This window comes from Ammonicoccus luteus (assembly GCF_050880385.1).
GTDB lineage: Bacteria > Actinomycetota > Actinomycetes > Propionibacteriales > Propionibacteriaceae > Enemella.
In genome coordinates, this window is sequence record NZ_JBNZCI010000006.1 from 43,651 (window position 1) to 67,762 (window position 24,112).

Annotated in this window: 22 protein-coding genes and 1 tRNA gene; 17 read left to right on the forward strand and 6 right to left on the reverse strand. The window is 68.8% G+C overall.

The features are described from left to right. Positions 1 to 129: 129 nt before the first annotated feature. Positions 130 to 801, reverse strand: a complete 672-nt coding sequence (locus tag ACQ260_RS13555) for an EcsC family protein (RefSeq protein ID WP_432559992.1) — start codon at positions 799 to 801, stop codon at positions 130 to 132. A 215-nt stretch (positions 802 to 1,016) separates the two neighbouring features. Between ACQ260_RS13555 and aat the strand changes: the two genes are divergently transcribed. Together aat and ACQ260_RS13565 are read left to right on the forward strand one after the other, a co-directional pair. Next, a complete protein-coding gene (aat, locus tag ACQ260_RS13560) occupies positions 1,017 to 1,676 on the forward strand; it encodes a leucyl/phenylalanyl-tRNA--protein transferase (protein ID WP_432559993.1) in 660 nt (219 codons plus the stop codon). A gap of 26 nt (positions 1,677 to 1,702) precedes the next feature. Next, complete coding sequence (locus ACQ260_RS13565; RefSeq protein WP_432559994.1) at positions 1,703 to 2,566, forward strand: Fpg/Nei family DNA glycosylase; 864 nt, start codon at positions 1,703 to 1,705, stop codon at positions 2,564 to 2,566. Here ACQ260_RS13565 and ACQ260_RS13570 read toward each other — a convergent pair. Both ACQ260_RS13570 and ACQ260_RS13575 read right to left on the reverse strand, forming a co-directional pair. After that, on the reverse strand, positions 2,512 to 2,766 hold the full coding sequence (locus tag ACQ260_RS13570) for a hypothetical protein (protein WP_432559995.1): 255 nt from the start codon (positions 2,764 to 2,766) through the stop codon (positions 2,512 to 2,514). The genes ACQ260_RS13565 and ACQ260_RS13570 overlap by 55 nt on opposite strands. Next, complete coding sequence (locus tag ACQ260_RS13575; RefSeq protein ID WP_432559996.1) at positions 2,763 to 3,041, reverse strand: hypothetical protein; 279 nt, start codon at positions 3,039 to 3,041, stop codon at positions 2,763 to 2,765. Before ACQ260_RS13575 ends, ACQ260_RS13570 begins: the two co-directional genes overlap by 4 nt. Before the next feature lie 198 nt (positions 3,042 to 3,239). Between ACQ260_RS13575 and ACQ260_RS13580 the strand changes: the two genes are divergently transcribed. Further along, complete coding sequence (locus tag ACQ260_RS13580; RefSeq protein WP_432559997.1) at positions 3,240 to 3,884, forward strand: arsenate-mycothiol transferase ArsC; 645 nt, start codon at positions 3,240 to 3,242, stop codon at positions 3,882 to 3,884. Positions 3,885 to 3,911: 27 nt separating this feature from the next. Here the strand turns inward: ACQ260_RS13580 and ACQ260_RS13585 are convergent, their stop codons facing one another. After that, a complete protein-coding gene (locus ACQ260_RS13585; protein ID WP_432559998.1) occupies positions 3,912 to 4,778 on the reverse strand; it encodes an enoyl-CoA hydratase/isomerase family protein in 867 nt (288 codons plus the stop codon). A 112-nt stretch (positions 4,779 to 4,890) separates the two neighbouring features. Here ACQ260_RS13585 and ACQ260_RS13590 point away from each other — a divergent pair, with 112 nt between their 5' ends. Then, the gene (locus ACQ260_RS13590; RefSeq protein WP_432559999.1) at positions 4,891 to 5,853 is read left to right on the forward strand and encodes a TIGR03885 family FMN-dependent LLM class oxidoreductase; all 963 of its coding nucleotides are present in this window, start codon (positions 4,891 to 4,893) and stop codon (positions 5,851 to 5,853) included. A gap of 1 nt (position 5,854) precedes the next feature. Beyond that, positions 5,855 to 7,531, forward strand: coding sequence for an alpha-amylase family protein (locus ACQ260_RS13595; RefSeq protein ID WP_432560000.1), 1,677 nt, complete (start codon positions 5,855 to 5,857; stop codon positions 7,529 to 7,531). Between the two features lie 92 nt (positions 7,532 to 7,623). Here ACQ260_RS13595 and ACQ260_RS13600 read toward each other — a convergent pair whose 3' ends face one another. Beyond that, entirely contained in the window at positions 7,624 to 8,064 is a 441-nt protein-coding gene (locus ACQ260_RS13600) for an SRPBCC family protein (protein WP_432560001.1), read from the reverse strand. Positions 8,065 to 8,201: 137 nt separating this feature from the next. Here ACQ260_RS13600 and ACQ260_RS13605 point away from each other — a divergent pair, with 137 nt between their 5' ends. From ACQ260_RS13605 to ACQ260_RS13640, 8 genes are all read left to right on the forward strand, one after another. Then, on the forward strand, positions 8,202 to 9,887 hold the full coding sequence (locus tag ACQ260_RS13605) for an MptA/MptB family glycosyltransferase (protein WP_432560002.1): 1,686 nt from the start codon (positions 8,202 to 8,204) through the stop codon (positions 9,885 to 9,887). A gap of 29 nt (positions 9,888 to 9,916) precedes the next feature. Further along, complete coding sequence (locus ACQ260_RS13610) at positions 9,917 to 10,849, forward strand: hypothetical protein (protein ID WP_432560003.1); 933 nt, start codon at positions 9,917 to 9,919, stop codon at positions 10,847 to 10,849. A gap of 94 nt (positions 10,850 to 10,943) precedes the next feature. Further along, complete coding sequence (locus ACQ260_RS13615) at positions 10,944 to 11,783, forward strand: hypothetical protein (protein ID WP_432560004.1); 840 nt, start codon at positions 10,944 to 10,946, stop codon at positions 11,781 to 11,783. Between the two features lie 148 nt (positions 11,784 to 11,931). After that, the gene (locus tag ACQ260_RS13620) at positions 11,932 to 14,829 is read left to right on the forward strand and encodes a hypothetical protein (RefSeq protein WP_432560005.1); all 2,898 of its coding nucleotides are present in this window, start codon (positions 11,932 to 11,934) and stop codon (positions 14,827 to 14,829) included. Positions 14,830 to 14,881: 52 nt separating this feature from the next. Continuing rightward, positions 14,882 to 15,877: an AAA family ATPase gene (locus ACQ260_RS13625; RefSeq protein WP_432560006.1), complete on the forward strand. Its 996-nt coding sequence runs from the start codon at positions 14,882 to 14,884 to the stop codon at positions 15,875 to 15,877. A 1-nt stretch (position 15,878) separates the two neighbouring features. Continuing rightward, positions 15,879 to 17,057: a DUF58 domain-containing protein gene (locus tag ACQ260_RS13630; protein ID WP_432560007.1), complete on the forward strand. Its 1,179-nt coding sequence runs from the start codon at positions 15,879 to 15,881 to the stop codon at positions 17,055 to 17,057. After that, a complete protein-coding gene (locus tag ACQ260_RS13635; RefSeq protein WP_432560008.1) occupies positions 17,054 to 19,171 on the forward strand; it encodes a transglutaminase-like domain-containing protein in 2,118 nt (705 codons plus the stop codon). Before ACQ260_RS13630 ends, ACQ260_RS13635 begins: the two co-directional genes overlap by 4 nt. A gap of 132 nt (positions 19,172 to 19,303) precedes the next feature. After that, complete coding sequence (locus ACQ260_RS13640) at positions 19,304 to 19,966, forward strand: NAD(P)H-binding protein (protein WP_432560009.1); 663 nt, start codon at positions 19,304 to 19,306, stop codon at positions 19,964 to 19,966. A 10-nt stretch (positions 19,967 to 19,976) separates the two neighbouring features. Here the strand turns inward: ACQ260_RS13640 and ACQ260_RS13645 are convergent, their stop codons facing one another. Then, complete coding sequence (locus tag ACQ260_RS13645) at positions 19,977 to 21,485, reverse strand: serine/threonine-protein kinase (RefSeq protein ID WP_432560010.1); 1,509 nt, start codon at positions 21,483 to 21,485, stop codon at positions 19,977 to 19,979. 176 nt (positions 21,486 to 21,661) lie between these two features. On the opposite strand from ACQ260_RS13645, the gene ACQ260_RS13650 reads away from it, so the two are divergent. From ACQ260_RS13650 to rplK, 4 genes are all read left to right on the forward strand, one after another. Next, positions 21,662 to 21,734 (forward strand) — tRNA-Trp (locus ACQ260_RS13650). 101 nt (positions 21,735 to 21,835) lie between these two features. Next, a complete protein-coding gene (gene secE, locus ACQ260_RS13655; protein WP_432560011.1) occupies positions 21,836 to 22,483 on the forward strand; it encodes a preprotein translocase subunit SecE in 648 nt (215 codons plus the stop codon). Between the two features lie 97 nt (positions 22,484 to 22,580). Beyond that, on the forward strand, positions 22,581 to 23,420 hold the full coding sequence (gene nusG / locus ACQ260_RS13660; protein ID WP_432560138.1) for a transcription termination/antitermination protein NusG: 840 nt from the start codon (positions 22,581 to 22,583) through the stop codon (positions 23,418 to 23,420). Between the two features lie 188 nt (positions 23,421 to 23,608). Continuing rightward, positions 23,609 to 24,040, forward strand: a complete 432-nt coding sequence (gene rplK, locus ACQ260_RS13665; RefSeq protein WP_432560012.1) for a 50S ribosomal protein L11 — start codon at positions 23,609 to 23,611, stop codon at positions 24,038 to 24,040. Positions 24,041 to 24,112: the final 72 nt, after the last annotated feature.

Genomic DNA, 24,112 nt, shown 5'->3' on the forward strand with positions numbered 1-24,112 from the left:
GCGGATCTGATCCAGAATCTGGATCAGAAGGCAACTGTGGCGGGTGGTGTTCCGACACTGCGGATCTGATCCGGAATCTGGATCAGAAAGGTACGCCACGCACCCCATCCCCGAAACGCCCACGCGGGCTCATCGCCGTCGGCGTCGATCCACCAGCTGGCTCTTGGCATAGCGGCCGACGGTCAGCGTGTCCCAGCCGTCGAAGGCGGCGCCGACGCCGCCGCCGAGCACGGGCACGCGCTTGGTCATGGCGACAACCACTCGCTTGCCGGTGATGCGAGCGAGGAGGTCCGCGGCGACCCGATCGGAGATCTTCTGATCGAGCCCGGCGTCATAGACGGGCGCCGTGGCGACCACGAGAGGGGAACTCGGCAGACCGGCCTCGCCGAGGCTCTTCTCGAGGTCGTCGCCCACGAGGCACATGGCGATCGCGGTCCGCACCCGAGGATCGTCGATGTCATAACCGCGCAGGTGCGCGATCGTGGCCACCAACCGGGCTTGGAGGACGGCGACACCCGCGATGTTGGCCGGCATCGCCACCAGTGTGGTGATCACCCCGCCGATGTTGGTCACGAAGCCCTGGGCCCCGGCCATCGTGACGTGGAGATTGATGAGCGAGTCGATCGCCGTCTCGGAGTCCTGGTGCTTGCGCAACTGGTTCGCTGCGGATTCCCTGGCGGGCGGCAGCGCGCTGTAACCATCGATCGCCACCGCGAGCACCCGACGCAGCAGGTTGCCGGCGGCGTTGGGGACCTTGCCGAGGGGGACGAGGCCTCCGAACGCATTGTCGGTAGTGGGCATGGTGCTCTCCTCGCTGCGGCGCGTGAATGCCGCAGGTCCCAATCTACGCAGTCGAGGAAGCATAATGGATCGGCGATGCCCCGGATAATCCCCGGAGGGCCCCGGACGGTCCGCCCCTGGTTTCCGGCTCAGCCCTCGGGGGTCGGGGCACAAGGTGCAAGGCGCACCTGATCGAGAACCCCCTCGCCGTCGGGCTGGGCTGGGACACTGGCGGCGTGGTGAAGTTCGAGGACCCGAGAACCTGGCCGAAGCTGGATGCCATCGGGGGGACCGTGGAGTTGAGCCCTGCGCTGATCCTGCACGCCTATCGGCACGGGGTGTTCCCGATGCCGTTCGCGCCGGGGCTGATCGGCTGGTTCTCGCCGATGCGCCGCGGCATTCTGCCGCTTGACGGGCTGCGGGTGTCCCGCTCCCTGCGAAAGTCCGCGAAGCGCTATCGGCTCACCGTCGACCAAGCGTTCGGTCAGGTGCTCGCGCGCTGCGCTGATCCCGCCCGCCCGCATGGGTGGATCGACGAGGCGATCGCGCGCAACTATGCGGAACTGCATCACGCCGGGATCGTCCACTCGGTCGAGGCCTGGGATGCCGAGGGGCGGTTGTGCGGGGGGCTCTATGGGGTCAATATGGGTGGCTTGTTCGCGGGGGAGTCGATGTTCCATGACCCGGTGCACGGGCGTGACGCCTCCAAGGCGGCCCTCATCGGACTGGTCGACCTGCTGACCGCGGATGGCGTGGGGGGCAGGCTTCTCGACGTTCAGTGGCGCACCGACCACCTCGCCAGCCTCGGGGTGATCGAGGTGCCCCGGGACCGCTATCTCGAGCTGCTGAGCGCGGCTCTTGAGCTCCCGGCGCCCGAATGGGTCGTGCCAGACTAGAAGACCCAAAGATTGCCGGAGGTGTCATGCCCGAGATGCCGGAGGTCGAATCCCTGCGCAGGTTCCTGGCGGAGCGGTGTGTGGGGAAGGTGTACGCGAGGTTGGAACTCGCCTCCTTCACCGCGCTCAAGACATTCGAGGTGCCACTGACCGGACTCGCCGGGCTGGAGATCACCGAGGTCGTCCGGCGCGGCAAGTTCCTCGCGCTCGGATCGGACGGGCTGTGGCTGGCCTTCCACTTGGCCCGGGCCGGCTGGTTGCGGTGGAAGGACAAGGTCGCCGCGACGCCCGCTCGACCCGGGAAGGGCCCGCTCGCGCTGAGGGTGGCCTTCGACGACGGCTCCGGGTTCGAGCTCACCGAGGCCGGGACCCAGCGCAAGCTGGCCATCCATGTCGTGCGGGAGTTGGCGGACGTGGAGCAGATCGCGACCTTGGGGCCGGACCCGCTGTCGGACGACTTCACCCTCGCTGCGTTCACGCAGATCCTCACGAATGCCGGGCGTGCCCAGCTCAAGGGCGTCCTGCGTGACCAGCGGACGATCGCGGGCATCGGCAACGCCTATTCGGACGAGATCCTGCATGCGGCGAAACTGTCACCGTTCAAACCCGCCAACGGACTCACCGATGACCAGGTGGCCACCCTCTATGCCGCCTTGCGCGCCGAACTCGGCGAGGCCATCGCCCGCTCCGAAGGGCTGGCCGCCAAGGACCTCAAGGGCGAGAAGAAATCGGGGCTCCGCGTGCACGCACGCGCCGGCGAGGCCTGTCCGGTCTGCGGCGGCACGATCGCGCAGGTGTCGTTCGCGGACTCATCACTGCAATATTGCCCAGGTTGTCAGACGGGCGGGAAACCCTTGGCGGACCGGCGTTTGTCCAAGCTGCTCAAGTGACGGTCCATTGCCTCGAGAGCTCCCGACCAAGCCTGCAGCACCCGGTGATAGGCCTCCTTCGGGCCGCCCTCGTTCTCATCGCTCTCCCAGGCATCGACCAGCCGTCCGAGGTCGTCCATCATTTCCGCTTGCGTGCGGGCCAGGTGTTCGCGAGCGACCGTGAGGTCGTCGAGCGCACGCTGCAAGGGATCCTCGGTCATCGGTCGTTTCCTTGGCCGGGCTCGACGGCGCCCGCTCGGCCGAGCGCTGCGTGCAACTCGCTGAGGCTGTTCTGGACAGCGGAGAACTCGGCGTCGACGCGCAGGAAAGTGCTCAGGAACTCGCGGCAGCCGTGGCCATCAGGCACGACGCTCAGCAGGCCCGTCACGCGATCGTGCAGAACGGCTTGGATATCGGCGACTCGACCGTAGTAGGCGTCCGTCATATCAAGGGCGGGACAGGCAGGTCGCTGGTGGTGGTGCGGCGACGTCATCATCGGCTCTCCCGGAGGAGGGGTTGGTGGCTCGCGTTGACCCTAGGTCGGTCAGGGGGTCATTCCCGGCAACGTCAAAGAGGCCCTTCCGACCACTACACCGGGACTTGCCCCAAACGGCAACGTGATCTTGACGACACTCGGGTCGAATTCGACCCTTCCGGCTTGGCGAAGGTTAACAGAAGGTGAACAATAGGTGTCATGACAGGGATTTCTGACTCCGAGTACGACGCCATCGTCGAGGACCTGGCCTATCGCTACTCCGATACGTTCGCGCGCGACGTTGTCGCGTCCGAGGTGGCGACCGTGCGCACAGCGCTGGAGCAGACCGCACGCAAGCCCGATTTCCTGGCAACCCTGATCGCCAAGCAGTCCCGTGACCGCCTCGCCGCCCGTGCGGCAGCCGCAGGTCGGGAATTCAAACCGGTCCCCACGATCCTCTTCGTGTGTGTGCACAACACCGGTCGCTCGCAGTTCGCCGCCGCGCTCACCAAGCAGTTGGCCGGCGATGCCGTGCACGTCCGGGCCGCGGGCATGCGGCCGGCGGCCGGAGTGAACCCCGCCGTCGCCGAGGTGCTGGCCGAGCGCGGGATCGTCATCGACGGCGAGTTCCCCACGGGCACTCCCTACGACGTCGAGGACGCCGCGGACATCGTCGTCGACATGGGCTGTGACCTGCCGCAATATCCGGCCCGCAGAGTCGTCCGCTGGGACGTTGACGACCCGGAGGGCCGTGACGCGGCCGCGGTTCGCCGCATCTGCGACAAGATCGATCAGCGTGTCCGCCGACTGTTGGTGGACCTGGAGATCCCGATCATCGAGCGCGCCGGAGCCGTCGCGCGCTAGTGGCTTTGCCCGTGCCGCCGCCGCGCGCTAGTGGCTGTGCCCGTGGTCGTGGCTGTGCCCATGATCCCCGTGGTCGTGGTCATGATCCCCGTGGTCGTGCGGGCGCTGCTCCATGTGCTTGCCGACCACGCCGATGAGCAGCCGCGCCTGCGCCTCGCGCTCGGCCGCCAACTGCTGTTCGGCGCTGTTGTGCACGGCGGCGCGCAGCAGTTGTTTGGTTTCGCGCAGCGCGGCATCGGGGATTTCGAGCACGGCTCGGGCCACTTCCGCGGTCACCTCGGTCAGCTTCTCCGGTGGCACGGCGAGCGTGGCGAGCCCGTATGCCACCGCCTCCTGCGCCCCGATGAACCGGCTCGTGACACAGATCTCGAGCGCACGCGAATAGCCCAGCGCGCGGACCAGCGGCAGCGTACCCCCCAAATCCGGCACCAGGCCCAGTGACGGCTCCCGCATGGCGAACTGCACGTCGGTCGCCACGATCCGCAGATCCGCGGCAAGCGCGAGCTGGAAGCCGGCCCCGATCGCGTGCCCCTGGACGGCGGCCACCACGATCGCCGGCACCTCGCCCCAAGCGGTGAACGCCCGCTGGAACCCGCGAATGAGCTCGGTGGTCTCGCCCGTGCCGCGGTTGGCGGCGACCGACAGCACCCGCGGCTCGCCCTTGATCCCGTCCGGTGACAGCATCCCGCGGTCCAACCCGGTCGAGAAGTCCGGACCGTCGGCGTTCAGGATCACCAGCCGGATCTCCGGGTCGAGTCCCTTGGCCAGCTGCTCCAGGGTGAACCACAGCGTTGGTGTCTGGGGGTTTCGCTTGTCCGGGTTGGCGAGGGTGATGGTGAGGATGTCGCCGTCGCGATGGGTACGCAGGCCCGGGTGCGTGGGGAGTTCGGTCATGCGCGGCATCTTCCCAGACCCGTGCCCACCGGCTCGGCGCGGACCAGCGAACGGCATCGACAAATAGCTACCCGGGCATACCGCTGGTGACGGCCCCTGTTTTCATGGCTGCATGACACGAATCGGCTTCCATGCGTCGCACGAACAGATCGGGCCGCGTCAACTCCTGGCCGACGTCCAGCACGCCGAGCGCGCCGGTTTCGCGATGGCGATGTGTTCCGATCACCTCGCGCCCTGGAGCGAACGCCAGGGGCATTCCGGCTTCACCCTCTCGTGGCTCGGGGCGGCTCTCGCCCGCACGAACCTCGAGTTCGGCTGCGTGCACGCCCCCGGGCAGCGCTATCACCCCACGGTCACCGCCCAGGCGATCGCGACCCTGGGGGAAATGTTCCCCGGCCGCTTCTGGATCGCCCTGGGCAGCGGCGAGAACATGAACGAGCACGTCACCGATGATCGCTGGCCCGACAAGGAGACCCGCACCCAGCGACTCGAGGAGTGCGTGGACGTGATCCGCCGCCTGCTCGGGGGCGGGACCGTCACCCACCGCGGACTGATCAACCTCCACGAAGCCCGCGTCTGGGAGCGAGCCGACCCCATGCCGCTCCTCATCGCGCCCGCCGTCTCGGTCGAGAGCGCCGCGCGCGTTGCGAAGTGGGCCGATGGTCTCGTGACGATCAATCAGCCGATCGACACCCTGCGGCAGGTGATCGACGCCTATCGCAGCGCGGGCGGGCGCGGAAAGATCGCCCTCCAGGTCCACCTGTCGTGGGCGCCCACCGACACCGAAGCTCTCGCGATCGCCCACGATCAGTGGCGCACGAACGTGTTCGGGGCCGAGATCGCGTGGGATCTCCACAGCCCGGAGGCGTTCGACGAAGTGGCGCGGTTCGTCCCGCCCGAGGCACTCCACGACCACGTGCGCATCTCGGCGGATGTGCGTCAGCACGCGGAATGGTTGGCGGAGTACGCCGACCTCGGCTTCGACGACATCTATTGCCATCACGTCGGCCAGGACCAGGCCGGCTTCATCGACGCCTTCGGCGAGCACGTGCTCCAGGCGTGGAAGGAGAACTGACATGCGGATCACCGACACTGCCGACGAGTGGTGGAAGAGCGCGGTCGTCTATTGCCTCGACATCGAAACGTTCCTCGACCACAACGATGACGGGATCGGCGACCTCGCCGGGCTGGCCCACCGGATCGACTATCTCGCCGAACTCGGCGTCACCTGCCTGTGGCTCATGCCCTTCTATCCGACCCCGGACCGGGACGACGGTTATGACGTCATCGACTTCTATGGCGTCGATTCGCGCCTGGGCGACCACGGCCGGGTGGTCGAGGTGATCCGGATGGCGCATCACCGCGGCATGCGCGTCATCGCCGATCTCGTCGTCAACCACACCTCCGACCAGCACCCGTGGTTCAAGGCCGCGCGGCGCAGCAAGGACAACCGGTTCCGCGACTACTACGTGTGGCGTTCGGACACCCCGCCGGACACCTCCGACGAGGTTGTCTTCCCGGACAAGGAGGACAGCATCTGGGAGCTGGACGAGAAGACGGGGGAGTGGTATCTCCATCACTTCTACAAGCACCAGCCCGATCTCAACTGGGCCAACCCGAAGGTCCGCGAAGAGGTGCAGCGGGTGATGGACTTCTGGCTCCAGGTCGGACTCGACGGGTTCCGGGTCGACGCGGTGCCCTTCATCTTCGAGGACACGGAAACCCTTGACGCCCGTGCCGATGTCCCCGCGGACCCCCACGTGTTCCTCAAGGAACTGCGGGCTTTCCTCAACCGCCGCAAGGGCGACGCGATCCTCCTCGGGGAGGTCAACGTGCCGCACGCCGACCAGTTCCTCTATTTCGGTGGCGACGCCGGCGACGAGCTCACGATGATGTTCGACTTCATCGGCATGCAGAACTGCTATCTCGCGCTGGCCCGCGGCGACGCCCGCCCGCTGGCCAAGGCCCTGCTGGATCGCCCCACCATCAACTCCAAGAACCAGTGGGCGACGTTCCTGCGCAACCACGACGAGCTCACGCTCGACAAGCTGAGCGACGAGGAGCGTCAGGAGGTGTTCGACGCTTTTGGGCCCGACCCGGACGTCCAGATCTATGACCGCGGCCTGACGCTCCGCCTGCCGACGATGCTCAACCATGATCCGCGGCGGCTGCGGATGGCGTACTCCCTGCTCTTCTCCCTCCCCGGCACCCCCACCCTCTATTACGGCGAGGAGATCGGGCTGGGCGAGGACATCAGCCAGGACGGGCGGATGGCGGTCCGCGTCCCGATGCAGTGGACCGACGGCAAGAACGGCGGCTTCTCCGCTGCCCAGCCGCGACAACTCGTTCAGCCGGTGCTCGAAGACGGTCAGGGGCCGGCGCACGTCAACGTGGCGGCCCAGCGGCGCGATCCGGAATCACTGTGGAACTTCGTGCGGTCCCTGATCACGCACTATCGGACCTGTCCGGAGCTCGGCTGGGGCAGTTTCCACGTCCTCGAGCAGGAGCTCGACCACGTGCTCGTGCACGAGTGCCGCCTCGAGGAGTCATCGGTGTTCGCCGTCCACAACTTTTCCGACGAGGCCTGCGACGTGGAGTTCGACCTGGGTCGCGCCCGGGCCGGCGTACCGATCGTCGACATCTTCGCCGACTCACCCGTCACCGCCGACAGCCGGGGGCGGGTCACGCTTCCGCTCGCGGGTTACGGACACAAGTGGTTGCGTCTGCAGCCGGGTGAGCCCTTGCTGCCGTGAGGACAGAGGGGGTACGCGGGTCCGCGGCGCCCTCGGGGCGTGCCCTCGGTGCCGGTCAACGCGGGTCGGGGTGGGTCCGTGCCAATCGCCGGTCAGTGCCGGTCGAGCAGGAGGCCGAGCTTGCGTACGTCCTCATCGAAACCCCGCGCCGACCCGTGGCCGACCAGCCGCGTGAACAGCAGCCCGTATCGACCGGACACGCGGATGCGCTGGATGATCCGGGTGCCCTGGTCGCCGGGCGCCACCCACCACGAGAAAATCTGTTCGCCGCGACCGGGTTGGGGCTGGCGCAGGACGACAGAGCGTTCGCCGACCGAGGTGGTGAACGGGCCGGCGGTCCGCGCATGGACAATCCCTCGCCAGCCGGACGGGACATAGTGTCCGTGACCCGGATGGAGCGCCGTCTCCGGGTCCTCCAGCGTGACCGACGCGAAGAAATGGTGCCAGCGCGGCAGGAGGGTGATGTCCCGCACAATGTCCCAGACCTTGGTCGGAGCAGCCGGCAACGTGCCCGTCTCGGTGGAGAGCCACATGGAGTTCAGCTTAGGACGTCGGTCGGCGGTGGTGGGCGGCATACCGTTTGCCGCTCCCTGGATCGGCGCTGCAGCGCTGTCTGGGGTTGCGGATAGACTCCGCGTGATTCCCGGAAGCCGGCCGAAGGACTGTCACGTTGAGCACGAAGTCACCTGATGCCACCGAGCCGGTGGCCGCACCGGGCTCGGTCGGGACGGTGGCCGCAGCCCGCCCCGAGGACGCGGCGACCACGGACCGCGGCGGGTTCTGGCGCGGCTGGGGCGGTCTGCTCTCCGCTCCACCCGGGACGCCGTGGCACCGCCACCCCCGCACCGGCATCGCTCTGATCCTCGCCTCGACCGCGCTGACTCTGTTCATCGGTTTCCTGGGGCCTTCCGTCGCCACGCTCACCCTGGGACCGCGGGACGGCAGCCTGCTGCCGCCGTGGTATCTGCCGGGACTCCTCAAGCCCAACCCGTGGCTCATCGCGGCCCTCGGCTGGTCACTGATCATCATGGGCGCGGTCGGCACCTGGATCTTGTTGCGCGCGATCGCGGTCGGTTGGCGACCGAACAACAAGAAGCTGTTCATCGGTGCGGTGGGGCTCAACGTCGCGACCGTCCTCGTGCCGCCGATGACGTCGGCGGATGTGTTGATGTACGCGGCGTACGGTCGCCTCGCCAAACTCGGGTTCGACCCCTATGTCGACTCGCCCGCCGAGGTGTTCCGGATGCAGTGGGATGAGGTCATCCGGTGGACCGAACGCCCCTGGCAGGACACCGTGAATGTGTATGGCCCGCTGATCTATTGGATGCAGTGGGCGGCCAACATGCTCGGCGGGGACAACATGCACGACATCGTGTTCTTCCTGCAGGTGTTCTGCTGTCTGTTCTTCATTGGCGCCTGCGCGGTCGTGGTCTGGATCGCGCGCGGCAACCCGGGACTCCAGACCCGGACGATCGTGTGGACGATCGGCAGTCCGGTCATGATCTGGGCGGTCGTCGCAGGGGCGCACAACGAGGCCGTCTCGATCTTCTTCGCGATGCTGGCCTATCTCACGATCCGCAAATACCCGCTGCTGACCGGCCTGCTGGTGGGGGTCGCCTGCACGGGCAAGGCCACAGTCGGCCTGTTCGGCGTCGCCATGGCCTGGGCCTATCGCCGGGAGATCAAGAAGTTCCTGCTGTTCATGGTCGGCGCCGCCGTGCCGAACGTCATCGTCTACATCATCCTCTATCCCGCAGCGCTCGAGCTGGCCGCCAAGAACGCTTCCTATGTGGCGGGCTCGTCGTGGGTGCACCCGGTCCGGCGGCTGCTCGAGCCCTTCATGGACTTCGACGTGGTGTCGTCGGTCGTCTCGGTCCTCGCGTGGGGTTCGGCGATCCTCATCGGCTGGATGCTGTCCCGCGTCCTGCCCTGGCGACCGCTTCCGGGCGGCCCGGACGGGGTCGGGCCCGAACGGGACCCCCTGGTGATCTCCGTGCGCACCACCGTGGTCATCGCGGCGGCCTGGGTGATCACCTCGGCCTATTCGTTGCCGTGGTATGACCTGATTTATTTCCTACCCGTCGCCCTGCTGGGTGCAACCAAGCTGGACCTGATCGCCCTCTGGCGGGTGGCGGTGCTCAACCTCGCCTATGTCCTCGGTCGCGTCATCTCCTATTCGCCACTGATGCAACAGACCAATACGCGCATCCGCGAGGTCTTCTCGACGTCGGTGTCGATCGGCGTGATCGTGGCGGTCATTCTCTGGTGGCACGAGCACGGGCTCAAGGTCGGCAGCCACACTCGCGCGCCCCGCGCCGGTGACGAGACCGACGAGCCGGCGGTCGCGTCGAGCTAGCTGCGACTCCGCTCGTTTACGATCCCCGCATGCCTGCCGCGCCCGCTCGTCCGCCCCGTGCGGGGTGGTATGCGGATCCGCGCGGTGTGGGGGCGACAGCGGAGCCCGCCGCTGACGGCGCAGACGCGGACCTCCGCACTGCTGCTGACCCCGACGCCGAACAGTTCCGCTGGTGGGACGGCGAGGCGTGGACCGCGTGGCTGGCCGACTCGGCGTACGCCCCCACGCCGCGAGGTGCGGTTCCCCGCGTGATCCCCGTCCCCGGGCTGACGCCCCCGCGGTCACTTCGCTGGTTCACCGTCGGCTGGGCCGCCTCGCTCCTGACGGTGCTGCTGCTCGCGACCAGCCTGATCGGTCAGGGAATGCCGCAACAGTCCCAGCACTTTCTTCGGGCACGCCCGACGGATCTCGGGACTCCGGAGCGCGTTTATCGGGACTATGTCTTCGGTCCGGACCGTCGCGCTGTCATCTATGAGCGGGTGGAGATGACCCTGCCCGACGAAGTGCGCCCCCTGTCCGACGTGGACCGGATCAACACGGTGCTGCGGCGGGCGACGCAGGCATATATCCCGATCGGCACGGGGGAAGAACTTGTCGCGAACCTGCTGATCGGGGACGCGGAGCCCGAGTTGGTCGCCACCGGCGACGCCCGGACCTCTGCCGAACGGATCCTGCCCGCGCTCATTGCCCGTTATCGCCAGGGGGGCGGCGTGACCCCGGAACGGGTGCGCACCGAACCGTGGCCCACGATTCCGGGAGCGGTGCGGGTGACGGGGTTCCTGAGGTACGCGACCCCGACCGCAGGAGCTGACGGCGACCACTTGCTGATGGTGGTCACGCCCTGGGCCCAGGGCCCGCACAGCGGCATGGCGGTGTGGATCGCGCTCGTCCCGGAGACCGCTCCACCCGAGACCACCGACGCACTGCTGACCCGGGAGCCGGGGATCACACTGGCGGATTGACCAGGTCGCAGGAAGCCTGCAGGTGACCGGTCCGGCGCTAGCCTGTCGCGGAGGTGTCGATGATCTGGCGCGGTCGGATCGGTCAGGAGGGGCCATGCTTCGGGTCGAGGTGCGCTGCGCCGGACTGTCCACCGTGGTGCTCGGCTCCCAGGAGACGTTGGTGTTCGGGCGCGCGCCGCACGCGATCCTGCCGGAGGAGGAACCCGACACGACGCTGCAGGTCACCACGTTGTCGCTGCCGCACAGCACCCCGCACACCTCCCGAATGTTGGGCGAGCTCATCGTCGGCGACGACATCGTCCGGTTGCGCTGGCACGGTGGCATCGAGGCGCAGTTGGCCAGCCTGTTCGAAGCGCCCGGAGGGGCGCGCCGGGTGACCCTGGTGAAGGGCATGACCGCGCTGCTCGACGAGGGTGAGAACACGGTCACGGTCCTCCGCGGGCGACAGGGGCTCATGCCCGACCAGTTCGACGACCTGACACTCGAGGTCACCGTCCGCCCGATGCAGGCCGAACCCGCCTATGTGCCGGTGCCGGCGGCCGAGGAACCGAGCGACGGGGATGAGGACCTCACCGCGCCTGCGCCGACGCTGAAGCCGGGCTGCAAGGAGTGGTTCGTCGCCCTCGCGCTCGCAGAGCCCTGGCTCGTGGGTCACGACTCCTATCCGCGGCCGCCGTCCAACCGGGAGATCTATGAACGTGTCCTGGCATGGCATGGCTATGCCTGGAACCTCGTCCGGCCCCAGCGCGTGGACGACGCCATCCGGGTCATCTCCCGCATTGCGTTCGGCCCTCGCGACGATCCGTTCGCCGAGATGAGCGGGCGCCGTGTGCAGAACGTGCGGTTCGCGATCGGGCGTCGGGCGGCTGAAGTGCGATTGGTCACCGCGGAGGATCTCGCCGACGCCTATTCCGGCGCGCACGAGCTCAGATGATGGGTGGAGGCCGCGGGCGTACCGCACCCCGTCCCCGACCCCGCCGGTTTCCGATCCCTGAAACGGGATTCACAAATTACGATTTGGTCAACAATGATGCAGTCAGGCGCCATATGCCCCCCAACTCATGGCGCCGAGGAGAGTCACAGTGCAGAGCCCTTTGACGCACCTCGCCCATTTGGTGAGTCGCGCGCAGCCGAAGAAGATCGCCAACGCTTCGGCTGTTTCGGTCATTGCACTGGGGCTGGTCGGGGTGGTGATCGGCTCCGGCGTCGCCAGCACGGCGATCGGCGTGAGTGACGGGGTCACTTGGCTGTCGGATGTGGCGCGCGGTGAGACCTTGCAGTACAACCCGAGCACCAAGCGGGTGGAGCGCGCCTATCAGGTGGGGCAGCCGGGCGAAGGACTTGATGTCGCTCAGGGGAATGGCGTCGTGGCGCTGCGCAATGAGCGCACCGGCGGGATCATGACTGTCGACATGAGCCGCATGCTCGCCAGCGGTTCCCGCTCCGCACGGGGCCAGTCCAAGGTCGTCGTTGCCCGCGGGATGATGCTGGTCCTCGACGGTGAACGGAACACGCTGACACGCGTCGACCCCGTGCGGGCGAGCGACGTGGGGGAGTCCTGGGTGACTCCGAAGAACGTGCCGATCGCCGACGTCGCGGCGGATGAGCAGGGCACGGTTTGGGTGTTCGATGCGAGCGGCCTCCTGCGGGCCTTGGACTGGGACGTTCAGGGCGGCCGTTTCGTGGAGCGGTCGGCCAAGCGTGTGGACTTGGTCGGGGAGGACGCGATCCTCAGCGCACATGAGGCGGGGGTGACGGTGTTCGGTCCCCGCGCCGGCGTCATCGCGCAGGTCGGGACCAAGAACGACGGCTATCGGCACGACCCCCTCCTCGTCGGTCTCGACCCCGCCCATGTGAGTGGGCCCGCCGACCTTGTGCCAGGTGCGCTGCCCGATCGTGCCGCCGTCGTGATCCTCGACCGCGGCGAGGCACGTGAGGTGTCCACCGGAGCTCTCGGTTGTCCGCGACCCGTCCGGCCGGTTGCGTTCAACGACACCATCTATGTCGTGTGCGAGGGCAGCAGCCGGGTGATCCAGCTGACCCGGGACGGGCAGGTCGCCGGACCCGCCATCACCACACCGGGCGATGCCGACCCCGAGCCCGTCACCGATGAGGGTCGGCTGCTGTTCAACGTCAGCGGTGCCCCCGAGGGCATCGAGATTGACCGCGGTGGCCGCGCTGAGCGGTTCGATCGAGTTCCGTTGGGCGGGGCACAGCCGATCCGACTCGACTCGGAGACCAATTCGGCGGGCGCGCTGCTCGCCGGGCGTGACCAAGCGCGTGAGGATCTTGCTTCGGCACCGGCTCCGGACCCCGGCGCTGTCCAGGAGCCCGCCCGCACCAGCGTGGGTGAGAGTGTCGTCCGCGAAGAGGCCGCGCCGACCAGCGGCCAAGAGCCGGTCAGCGGGCCGTCGGAACCCGTCGTGCCGCCGGCTGACCCCGTGATCGCGCCCACTTTGCCGGAAACGCAGCCGACCGAACGCTCCCCCGAATCCGCCCAAGAGCCCTGGTCACCGGTTCAGCCGCAGGCGCCTGTTCAGCCTCAGGCGCCGGTGCAGCCGACGTCGGCACCGCCCGCCGAGCCTGCCCCGAGCGAGCAGCCACCCGCTCCTCGTCCGGAACCGCCCCCTCCGCTGGTGGTCACACCGAGCGAGCCGCAGGCTCCCGCTGAACCCCCGCGGACGAGTGCTCCGGGCCCCGAGCCCACCCGCGCTGAGCCGCCGGTTATCGAGGGCACCGACCCGCAGCCCGTGCCGACGCGCGACCCGCAGCCCGTGCCCACGCGCGCACCGGCTCCGCCTGTGGACCCGCGTCCGACCCAGGACCCGGAGCCGACCAGCGATCCGCGGCCGACCGAAGACCCGCGTCCGACGCAGGAGCCGGCGCCCACCCAGCTTCCGACGCGGGATCCGCGTCCGACTGAGGGCCCGCGTCCGTCGCAGGATCCGCGTCCGACTGAGGACCCGGTCCCGACGCAAGAGCCGACTCGGGACCCGCGTCCCACTGAGGATCCGCGTCCGACCGACGACCCGGCGCCGACCCAGGAACCGACTCGGGACCCGCGGCCCACGCAGGATCCGCGTCCGACCGAGGACCCGGTGCCGACCCAGGAGCCGACTCGGGATCCGCGCCCGACGGAGGATCCGCGCCCGACGGAGGACCCGCGCCCGACCGAGGATCCGCGTCCGACCGACGATCCGGTGCCGACCCAGGATCCGACTCGGGATCCGCGTCCCACTGAGGATCCGCGTCCGACGGAGGACCCGCGCCCGACGCAGGATCCGCGCCCGACGCAGGATCCGCGTCCGACCGACGATCCGGTGCCGACGCAAGAGCCGACTCGGGACCCGCGTCCTACGCAAGAGCCGGCGCCGACCCAGGAACCGACTCTGGATCCGCGTCCCACTGAGGACCCGCGCCCGTCGCAGGATCCGCGTCCGACCGACGATCCGGTGCCGACGCAAGAGCCGACTCGGGATCCGCGCCCTACGCAAGAGCCCACCCAGGATCCGGCGCCGACCCAGGAGCCGACTAGGGATCCGCGGCCGACCGAGGACCCGCGTCCTACGCAAGAGCCCACCCAGGATCCGGCGCCGACCCAGGAACCGACTCGGGATCCGCAGCCGACCGAGGATCCGCGGCCGACGCAGGAACCGACTCGGGAACCGCAGCCGACGCAGGAACCGACCCGCACCACTCAACCGCCGACGCAGAATCCTCCGCCACGTGTGGACCTTCAGCCACCGGTGATCGTGGGCGCGAGCCAGGACGGCACGACGGGCACCCTCTCCTGGCTGGCGGTTGACGGGGCGACGGACTACACGGTCCTGTGCGAAGGCGGCGGACAAACATCGACGACCGCGCTGAGCGCGAGCGTCGCCTGCGGTGGCCAGGGCGGCGAGGTGGCCCGCATCGGGGTCCGCGCCAACGGAGCGCATGGAAGCTCCAGTGTCGCGTGGGCAGTTCTCGGCCGAGGCTGACGAACATCCTGCCGGTGCTGTCGCACCCGGCTGAATCAATGAGGAGACGAGCTTGAGTCACGTCGTGAGCCAGCATGCGCCCGCACCTCCGACGGAAGCGGTGATCAGCGACTTCCGGGGCCTGCACGGCCGGTTGGGTGATGCGGTCGAGTCGGTTCTGCATGGGAAGCGGGCGGTGATCGATCTCGTGTTGGTCGCCCTGTTCGCCGGCGGACACGTGTTGCTGGAGGACGTCCCGGGCACGGGCAAGACCACGTTGGCGCGGGCCCTCGCGCGGGCCCTGGGCGGCGAGTCCCGCCGAGTCCAGTTCACGCCCGACCTGCTGCCCGCCGACGTGACCGGGACGGCGGTGTTCAATCCCGGCGACGGCCGGATCTCGTTCCGGCAGGGACCGGTGTTCACCAACATCATGTTGGCCGACGAGATCAACCGCGCCGCCGCGAAGACGCAATCCGCGCTGCTCGAGGTGATGGAGGAGCGGACGGTCACCGTCGACGGGACGACCCACCGTGTGCCCGAGCCCATGCTCGTGGTCGCGACCCAGAACCCCATTGACCTGGACGGCACCTATCGCCTCCCCGAGGCCCAACTCGACCGGTTCCTGATCCGCATCGCGATCGGCTACCCGGACGTTGAGCACGAGTTGGCGATCCTGCGCCCCGGATCCCGGGCCGGTCACACCGATGAGATCGAGCCCGTGACGAGACCGGGGCAGATCGTGGAATTCTCGCGGCACCTGGCCGGCGTACATGTCGCCGAACCCATCCTCCGCTATGCCCACGCGATCGGGGCCACGGCTCGCGCCGACGAACGGCTGCGGCTGGGCGCCTCCACCCGCGGCCTGCGGGCTCTCGTGCGGTGTGCGCAGGTGTTCGCGGCGACCCACGGGCGCAACTTCGTCATGCCGGCGGACATCCAGTTCCTCGCCGGTCCCGTGCTGACCCACCGCCTGATCCTGACCAGGGAGGCGGCGATGGCGGGTGACACCCCGGCGTCGGTGCTGGCGGACATCGTGGGTGGGGTCGAGGTACCTCAGCCGGGCCGCTGACATGCCCACCACCCTTGACCTGCGCCGCGGCATCGGCCCCGTGAGCCGATGGGGCCTCGTGATTGGCCTGACGGGTGCGGTGTTGCTGGTGTTGGGTCTGTGGTGGCAGTACGCCACCCTGCTCGGCATCGGCGTAGCGCTCCTTGCTGCTCTGGCGCTGGACGTGGCGATGGTGGTCCGGCGGCCGGATCTGGAAGTGCACCGATCGGTCGAGCCGAAGATCGTCGAACGCCACGGCGACTGCTGGACCACGTTGCAGGTCGCCGGTCGACGCCCGAAAGGGGCCCGCATCGCGCTGTCCGACCGGGTCGGCTCGCACACCGAGCAGGTGGCCGTGACCGGCGACATGGTCCGCTACCGCGTCCCGACCGCCCATCGCGGTCTGCTCACCGTCGGCCCGCTGTCGGTCCATCGCGTGGGCTGGTTCGGGCTTGCGGTGGCCACGGTTACCCAGGGCGCGACCGATCACGTCCGTGTCCTGCCACGCCTGGTTCCGGTGCACCACCTGCCCCGGGGGCGCCGGCGTTCGGCGGTCGGCGCCGATGAATCGGCCGAGCACGGCGGAACGGATCTGGTGGGCCTGCACGAATATGTCGCGGGCGACGATCTCCGCCGCCTGCACGGCCCCACCTCTGCCCGCACCGGGCAGCTGATGGTCCGTGACGATGCCGAACCCGCCATGCCACACCTGACGATCGTTCTGGACGACACGGCCGCCCACTATGTCGACCACGGCGCCGGGGACCACCACTTCGAGGACGCCGTCGAGGTCGCGTTCGCGTTGTGTCGTCTCGCCGAGGAACTCGACCAGCCTGTGCACCTGGTGACGATGTCCGGCGTCGTCGACGAATCGGTCGCCGAAACCGTTCACGCCGGCCCGGACCGGCAACGCGTTCGCATCGCGCTCGCCGAGGTCCGCCCGAGCACGGGCGACGCCGAGGTTGCGGACGAGGCCGTCCGGGGGCTGCGCCTCGCCCGTGGGCTCGACACAGTGGCGGTCATCAGCGGTGCCGAGGCTCCCGTCGAGGTGTTCGCCGGCATCGCTGCGCGCGGGACGACCGGCGTGCTCCTCCTGCTCCATCCCCACCCGCCGACCGCCGCCACCGTCGGCGCGGTGTCGATCCTCCGCGCGCCGGGGTCCGTCGACCTCACCCGGCTTTGGGATCGGGCGGTCGGATGAGTACGCAGCCGGTCCGGCTTCCGCCCACGGCGCGGGTGGCGGGGCGAGAACGTGGGGGCTTCGCGGCCGGCCGGGTCGGCGTGGCCGTCGCGCTGTTGGTCCTCGGGACGCTCGCGCTTCGCAGCGCCTGGGTCGGGTTCGCCGCGTGGCCGTTCCTGCTGGCTGCCGGAATCCTCGGTCTGGGCGTCCTGTGGCTCGCTCGACGGAGCGGTGTCTCGTTCGCGATCGCGGTGCTCCTCGCAGTCGCCGTGCCGCTGGTTGCGCTCGTTGTTCTGGGCCGTCGCGACGGCCTCACGTTGGTCGCATCCGTTGCTGACAGCGTGCCCATCCTGCTCACGTCCACCTATCCGGCGCCGGTGACCGGGATGCTGTTGGGGCCCGGCCTGGTCATTGCGTGGGCGGCCGGCGCCGTGCTCGGCTTCGGCCTGCACAGCCGCCGATTCCTCGGGCATCCGCTGGTCGCCGCACTGGTGCTGTTGGTGAGCGCCGCGCTTCTCACCGCAGGCCGTGCGGACCCGTGGGGCCTGATCGCGTTGGCGGTCGTCCTGGTGCTTCTCCTGCAATGGGCCTGGGTTGCGCGGGTCGGTGGTGGCATGGGCTCGGCCGGTCAGCCGGCCCGGGCCGGAGGTGTGCCCAGGGCAGCGGTGCCTGCCGCCGCGTTGGCAGTCCTGGCGCTGCTGTTCGCGTACCTTCCTCTCGGCGCCCCCTTCCAGCCCCGCGAACTCGTGCAGCCCCCGGTCACGCATCTCGAGGAACCCAACCCACTGCCGATGCTGGGGCACTGGGCGCGCAACCCGGAACTCGAGGTGCTGCGCCGGACCGGTGACAACGCCCCGCTGCGCCTGGTCGTGTTGCCGGATTATGACGGGGTCAGTTTCGGCTCCCGGTCGTCCTATCTCCCGCTGGGCACCACCGAACAGCCGGTCCTGCCCCCGGGCCGCTTCCAGGTCACCGTCGATGCAGGGGTGACGTGGACAACGACCACGCGGTGGCTCCCCAGCCCGGGCCAACCCGTGGCGGTCTCAGTGCCCGAGGCCCTCGGCGAACCGGTGGTCGACATCGACAACGGATCGATGCTCGTGCGGAACCTGCCGGCGGATGGTGTGGTCAGCTATGCGGTCACGGGTCGCATCGATGCGGCCCGAATGGCGGAGGTCGAGGGGGCCGGCGTCGCCGAGGAACCCCGCTATCTCGCGCTGCCGGCGCTGCCGCCGGAGTTCGTCGGGTACGCCCGCGAGGTCACCGCCGGCTCCGAGAGCTATCTGCAGATGGCGCAGGCACTCGAACGTGCCGTCTCGAGCGGCCGGGTGTTCGACGCGAACGCTCCTGGGGGCTCGTCCCTGGGCCGGCTGTCCGAGTTCCTCTTCGCGCCGCGGGAGCGGGGCGGGCGGGCGGGGACCTCGGAGCAGTTCGCGACCGCGTACGCACTCCTCGCCCGTTCCGTCGGCCTGCCCACCCGTGTCGTGGTCGGTTTCGGTGACGGCCAACCGCTGCCGGGTGACCCGGACACCCGCGTCGTGCGCGGCAGTGATGCGCTGGCGTGGCCGGAGGTGTACTTCGTCGGCCACGGCTGGGTCGCCTTCGATCCCACGCCCAGTCCGGACGGCGCCCAGACGCCGCGACCGGGCCGCGTCGCACCACCCACGCCGCGAGCGGACCGCACCGTCCAGCCGACCCCGCCCCCGTCGGCGGCCACCGATCGTCCGGACGGGGGAGCGGTCTCCCCGGCCGCGTGGTCGCTGTTGGCGCTCCTCCTCGTCCTCGTGCCCGTGGCCGGGCTTCTCATCGCGCGGCGACGCCGGACGCGCGCACAGCGTGATCTGGGCACAGTGGGCGCCTGGTTGCGGGTGGAAGACGCGATGACGCTGGCCGGATGGCCACCCGACCGCACCCGCAGCGCGACCGAACGGGCAGCCGCCCTCGGCGTACCACCCGCCGTCACCCTCGCCACCCACGCCGAAACCGCCGCCTTCGCGCCCGGTCCCGTCCCTGCCGCGCAGGAGTCTTCGGAGTTGGCGGACGAGGTGGTACGCCGGCTCCGTGCCGCCGCCAGCCCGTGGCGGCGAGCGGTCTGGGCGATCAGCCCGGAAGTGTGGTGGCGCCGTGACCGCTGATCGATCTGCGGGCTGATTTGGTGTTTGGCCCACGGTGCCGGGGCATGGCGCGTACGATCGCACAGAAGATGCATCGCTGATGCGGATCGCCGCTGGCGGTTCGCACTCGATAACGGCGCAAAGGAGCACCGAATGCGCATCGTGATCATCGGCGGCCACGGCAGGGTAGCCCGGCTGTTGGCTCCACTTCTCGTCAATGCAGGTCATGAGGTCGAGGCGCTCGTGCGCAGTGCGGATCACATCGACGAGGTCGAGGCCGCCGGGGCCGCGGCCCGGTTGGCGGATCTTGAACGGCACGACACCGCCGGATTGGTCGAACTCCTGCGCGGCAGGGACGCCGTCGTGTGGTGCGTCGGGCCCGCCATCGACGACCCGGAGCGAAACAAGTCGGTCGACCGCGACGCTGCGATCCGATCGATCGACGCGGCGGCGGCCGCCGGGATCGGGCGATATGTCATGGTGTCCCACTCGCGCACCGGCAGGGTCCCGGGCGGGCCGGGCGACCCCGACGGCCCGTATGCCGAGGCACTCGCGGCAGCCGATGCACACCTGCGCTCGTCGACGCTGAACTGGACCATTCTCGGACCCGGCGTGCTGACCGACAATCCCGGCACCGGGATGCTCGAGGTCGGCGACCACGTCACCTGCGGCGACACCTCGCGCGCCAACGTCGCGCGGGTCATCCGGCAGGTCGTCTGCAGCACCGATCTCGGTGGGGTGACGCTCAACTTCCGGGACGGTCACATGCCGATCGCCGAGGCCCTCCAGGTCGCCACGATGGTGTCCAGCGGCTGACGCGTCGCGATCAGCGCGGCACGCACTCCTGCGTGCCGCCCAACTGCCCGTCCCGCATGCCGACGACGGTGAAACACACTTGGACCCACTCCGGATCGACGCTGGTCTGCGCCCGTCGCTCGCTGGGGAGGTTCAGCCGGGCGATCGACACGTCGTCCTCGGGTTGAGCGGTCACCCCCCACCCATAGGTCTCCGGCTCCTCGGCTGCACGCTGCCACGTGGCGGTCGCGGTGTTTCCCGAGATCGTGACCTGCAGGTTGCGCGGCGCCAGATTCGGGTTGTGGCTGCCGGCTGCGGGTTCGGTGGGCGCAGAAGTGGGCGCGACCGTCGGCGGCACCGCGAGCGTCCGTTCCGGATCGGAATTGGCCAGCGCGAGCGCCCCCACCACGACGAGCAGCGCCCCGGCGGCGATGCCGGCCAGCATCACCCCGAGCCGAGACGGTCCGGACCATCGCGTTCTGGCGCCCAGCCCCGCTGTGGCGACGACCGGTGGCTCGGAGGTCGAGTCCGCCGAGTCTGCCGACCGTGCCGAACCCAGCCGCACGGCCGTCAGGTCCTCGGTGCCGCGCACCTGGCCACGGGCGATGCCCCACTGAGGACCGGACTCCTGGCGGGCTGGGGCGAAAGTCGGCTGCGCGGGGCGGTTCGGGCTCTCGGGCCAATGAGTCGGAAGCATCGCGAGGTGATCCCTGACTTCGCCGGCGCTGCGGAAGCGCTCGGCGGGATCCTTGCGGAGGCACTTCGCGATCAACGCGCTGAGCTCCGGCGGCACGTCGGGTCGGTTCAAGGGGCGTGGCTCTTCGAGGCGGACCCGCTTGATGTACGCCAGCGCCGAGTCGGGTTCCTTTGTCGTGGTAGTGAAGGGCGGCTTGCCGTCGAGCAGGTGGAACATCGTGGCGCCGAGGGAGAAAATGTCGTCGCTCTCGCTCGCCTGGAAACCATCCAGCACCTGAGGTGAGGCGTGCCGATAGGAGAATCGGTCGGCACTGGAGGTGTTGGCCGAGTCGATCAGCCGTGCGATGCCGAAATCGGCCAGCACATAGGACGTGGGCAGGATCAGGATGTTCTGAGGCTTCACGTCCCTGTGGAGCACCCCGTTGTCATGGGCGAAATCGAGCGCATCGGCGATCACCGTGCCGACGCGGATGACCTCGTCGGCGCTGAGCGGGCCGCTGCGGGACAGGCGCTGGTCCAGGGAGCCGAGCTCGTAGTACTCCATCACGATGCAGGGCCGGCCCAGACTGCTCGTCCCGATCTGGATCACCTTGGCGATGTTCGGATGCCGGCGGCCGAGCGAGACCATGAGCCGGACTTCCCGTTTGAAGCGACGCACCGACTCGTCGTCGTCCAACGTGAGGACCTTGACCGCAACCTCGCGACCGAGGGAGTCCTGGATCGCGCGATAGACGTTCGCGTCGCCGCCGCGGCCGATCTGATGCCAGTTGGAGAATCCGTCCAGCGTTTCCCCGGTGTGCGCGCGCTCGCGGGACTCCTGGGCGGACTCCCAGCTCTCGGTCACGCGGCACCTGCTCTCATCTTGTGCTGTGACCAGTCTGCCCCACATTCTCAGGGGCCGTTTCGTGAACATCCGCGACGCAGGGGCGGGCCCGCCATGGAATCAGTTCGACGCGAGGGAAAAAAGGACCTACACTTCCTGTCTTGGTGGCAACGCCGCGCTTGGGGCGTGTCCACCGGACGGCAATAGCTCAACTGGCAGAGCATCGGTCTCCAAAACCGAAGGTTGGGGGTTCAAGTCCCTCTTGCCGTGCGACACGACCTGACCGCGTTCGCCATCGGTCCCCGAGCAGCGAGCAGCAGGCCGGAGAACGCCGGACGAGACGACGAGGCGACGACGAAGGATCCAAACCAGTGGCAGATGAGAAGCTCCCCGATTCGGCCGACGAGTCGGACGAGACGACCCCCACTGAGCTGAACCAAACTCCCGATCCGTCCGCCGAGGTTCCTGCCGAGCTCACGGCCGATGCCGAGATCGACGACCCGCGGGACACGGCGGATGACGATTACGTCGATGACCCGAGCACACCCGACATCAACGAGGCAAAGCTTGATCGGGCCACCGATGAGGTTGCCGATGCGGACGATGCTGTCGCGGTTGATCCCGCGCCGCGGCGTCGGCCGCGGGCGAACCGGCCCGTGCGGCGCAGCCGGACCGTCGAGTCCGAGGCCCACACCGATCAGGACCTCGCCGCTGACGACGAGACCGCAGAACGTGCTGAACCCGCGGAATCGGTCCGAGTCGGGGCCGGGCGCGTGCGGAGCACGGCGCCGGTGCGGCGGGAACGATCGGCCGCAGCCGACAGCGACACCGACCGGCGGACGACGCCGGGCAAGTTCGTGGCCCAGTCGGTCGGCGAACTGCGCAAGGTCGTGTGGCCCACCGGCAACCAGGTCCAGCAATATTTCGTTGTGGTGCTGGTCTTCGTCCTGTTCATCATGACCATCGTCAGCCTCTTGGATCTCGGCTTCGGCTGGTTGATCCTTAAGATGTTCGGCTGACAACGACTGGAGGCACCCTGTGAGCGACAATGACTTCGACCCCGCCGAGGAGAACGACGTCACCGTCGAGAGCCTGCTGGCCGGTCTCGAGGCCGACATGGCGGACGATGACGACATCGAGATCGACTTCGGCGCCGACGAAACCGTTGCAGCCGACGAGGACGACACCGAGCTGAACCTGGACTTCGGTGGCGATGCCGACGACGCCGATCAGGCCGAGGACGACGTAGCACTGAACTTCGGTCCGGATGCCGAGGCGGAGACCTCTGCCGGCGAAGAACTCGACGTCGAGGCCGAGGAAGCCGACGAGACCGCGGACGAAGCGGTGGAGAAGGCGCTCGAGGAGCTTCGCGCCGAGCTGCGCGCCAAGCCTGGGGAGTGGTATGTGGTGCATACCTATTCCGGCATGGAGAAGCGCGTCAAGCAGAACCTCGAGTCCCGGGCGCAGTCGCTCAACATGGAGGACTACATCTTCGAGGTCCGGGTGCCGACGGAAGAGGCCGTCGAGATCCGCAACGGCAACAAGAAAACCGTGACCAGGACCGTGCTCCCCGGCTATGTCCTGGTCTGCATGGAGATGACCGACGAATCCTGGGCGACCGTGCGGCACACGCCGTCGGTGACCGGCTTCGTCGGCCACGCGACCCAGCCGGTGCCGCTCAGCATGGAAGAAGTCGAGCAGATGCTTGCACCGGCGGTCATCGCCGCCGCCGCGGCCAAGGTGGAGGGCACGCCCAAGCAGGCCCGCCGCAAGAAGATCGAGGTCGCGGACTTCGCCGAGGGCGATTCGGTTCTCATTACCGACGGCCCGTTCGCCGGCGTCCATGCCTCCATCACCGAGATCAACGCCAACAGCCAGCGGCTCAAGGCGCTCGTCGACTTCATGGGTCGCGAGACCCCCGTCGATCTCACCTTCGCCCAGGTGGAGAAGGTCTGACACGACGCTCCCCGGACGGGAGCGTCCGCCCGCGGACCCGGTTCCGCGCCCCGGCTGTCCGGCCGATCCGGCGGCACCGATTTGGTCTCTGACCGCTCGCGGGTGAAAATGTCATCTTGGGCTCAGCCAGCCCTGGGTGCGCCTTTGTGCGTGCCCATCACAACCACAACCCAACAGAGGACCCGAACATGCCTCCCAAGAAGAAAGTAGCGGCGCTCGTCAAGGTCGCCCTCAATGCCGGCGCTGCCACCCCGGCGCCCCCGGTCGGCACCGCGCTCGGCCCGCACGGCGTCAACATCATGGACTTCTGCAAGCAATACAACGCTGCGACCGAAGCCATGCGCGGCAACGTGATCCCGGTCGAGATCACGATCTATGAGGACCGCACCTTCAGCTTCATCACGAAGACCCCGCCCGCCGCGGAGCTGATCAAGAAGGCCGCCGGCGTGAAGTCCGGTTCTGCCGCTCCCCACAAGGACAAGATCGGCAAGATCACCCGTGACCAGGTCAAGGAAATCGCCGAGACCAAGATGCCGGACCTCAACGCGAACGATGTCGAGGCCGCCATGAAGATCGTCGAGGGCACCGCCCGCTCGATGGGTGTCACCGTCGAGGGCTGATGCTCGCCGAGGAGAACTCCTCGAACGCGGACGGTGACTGACCGCCGCACCCCGTGGGAGGGGAGCGCTAGC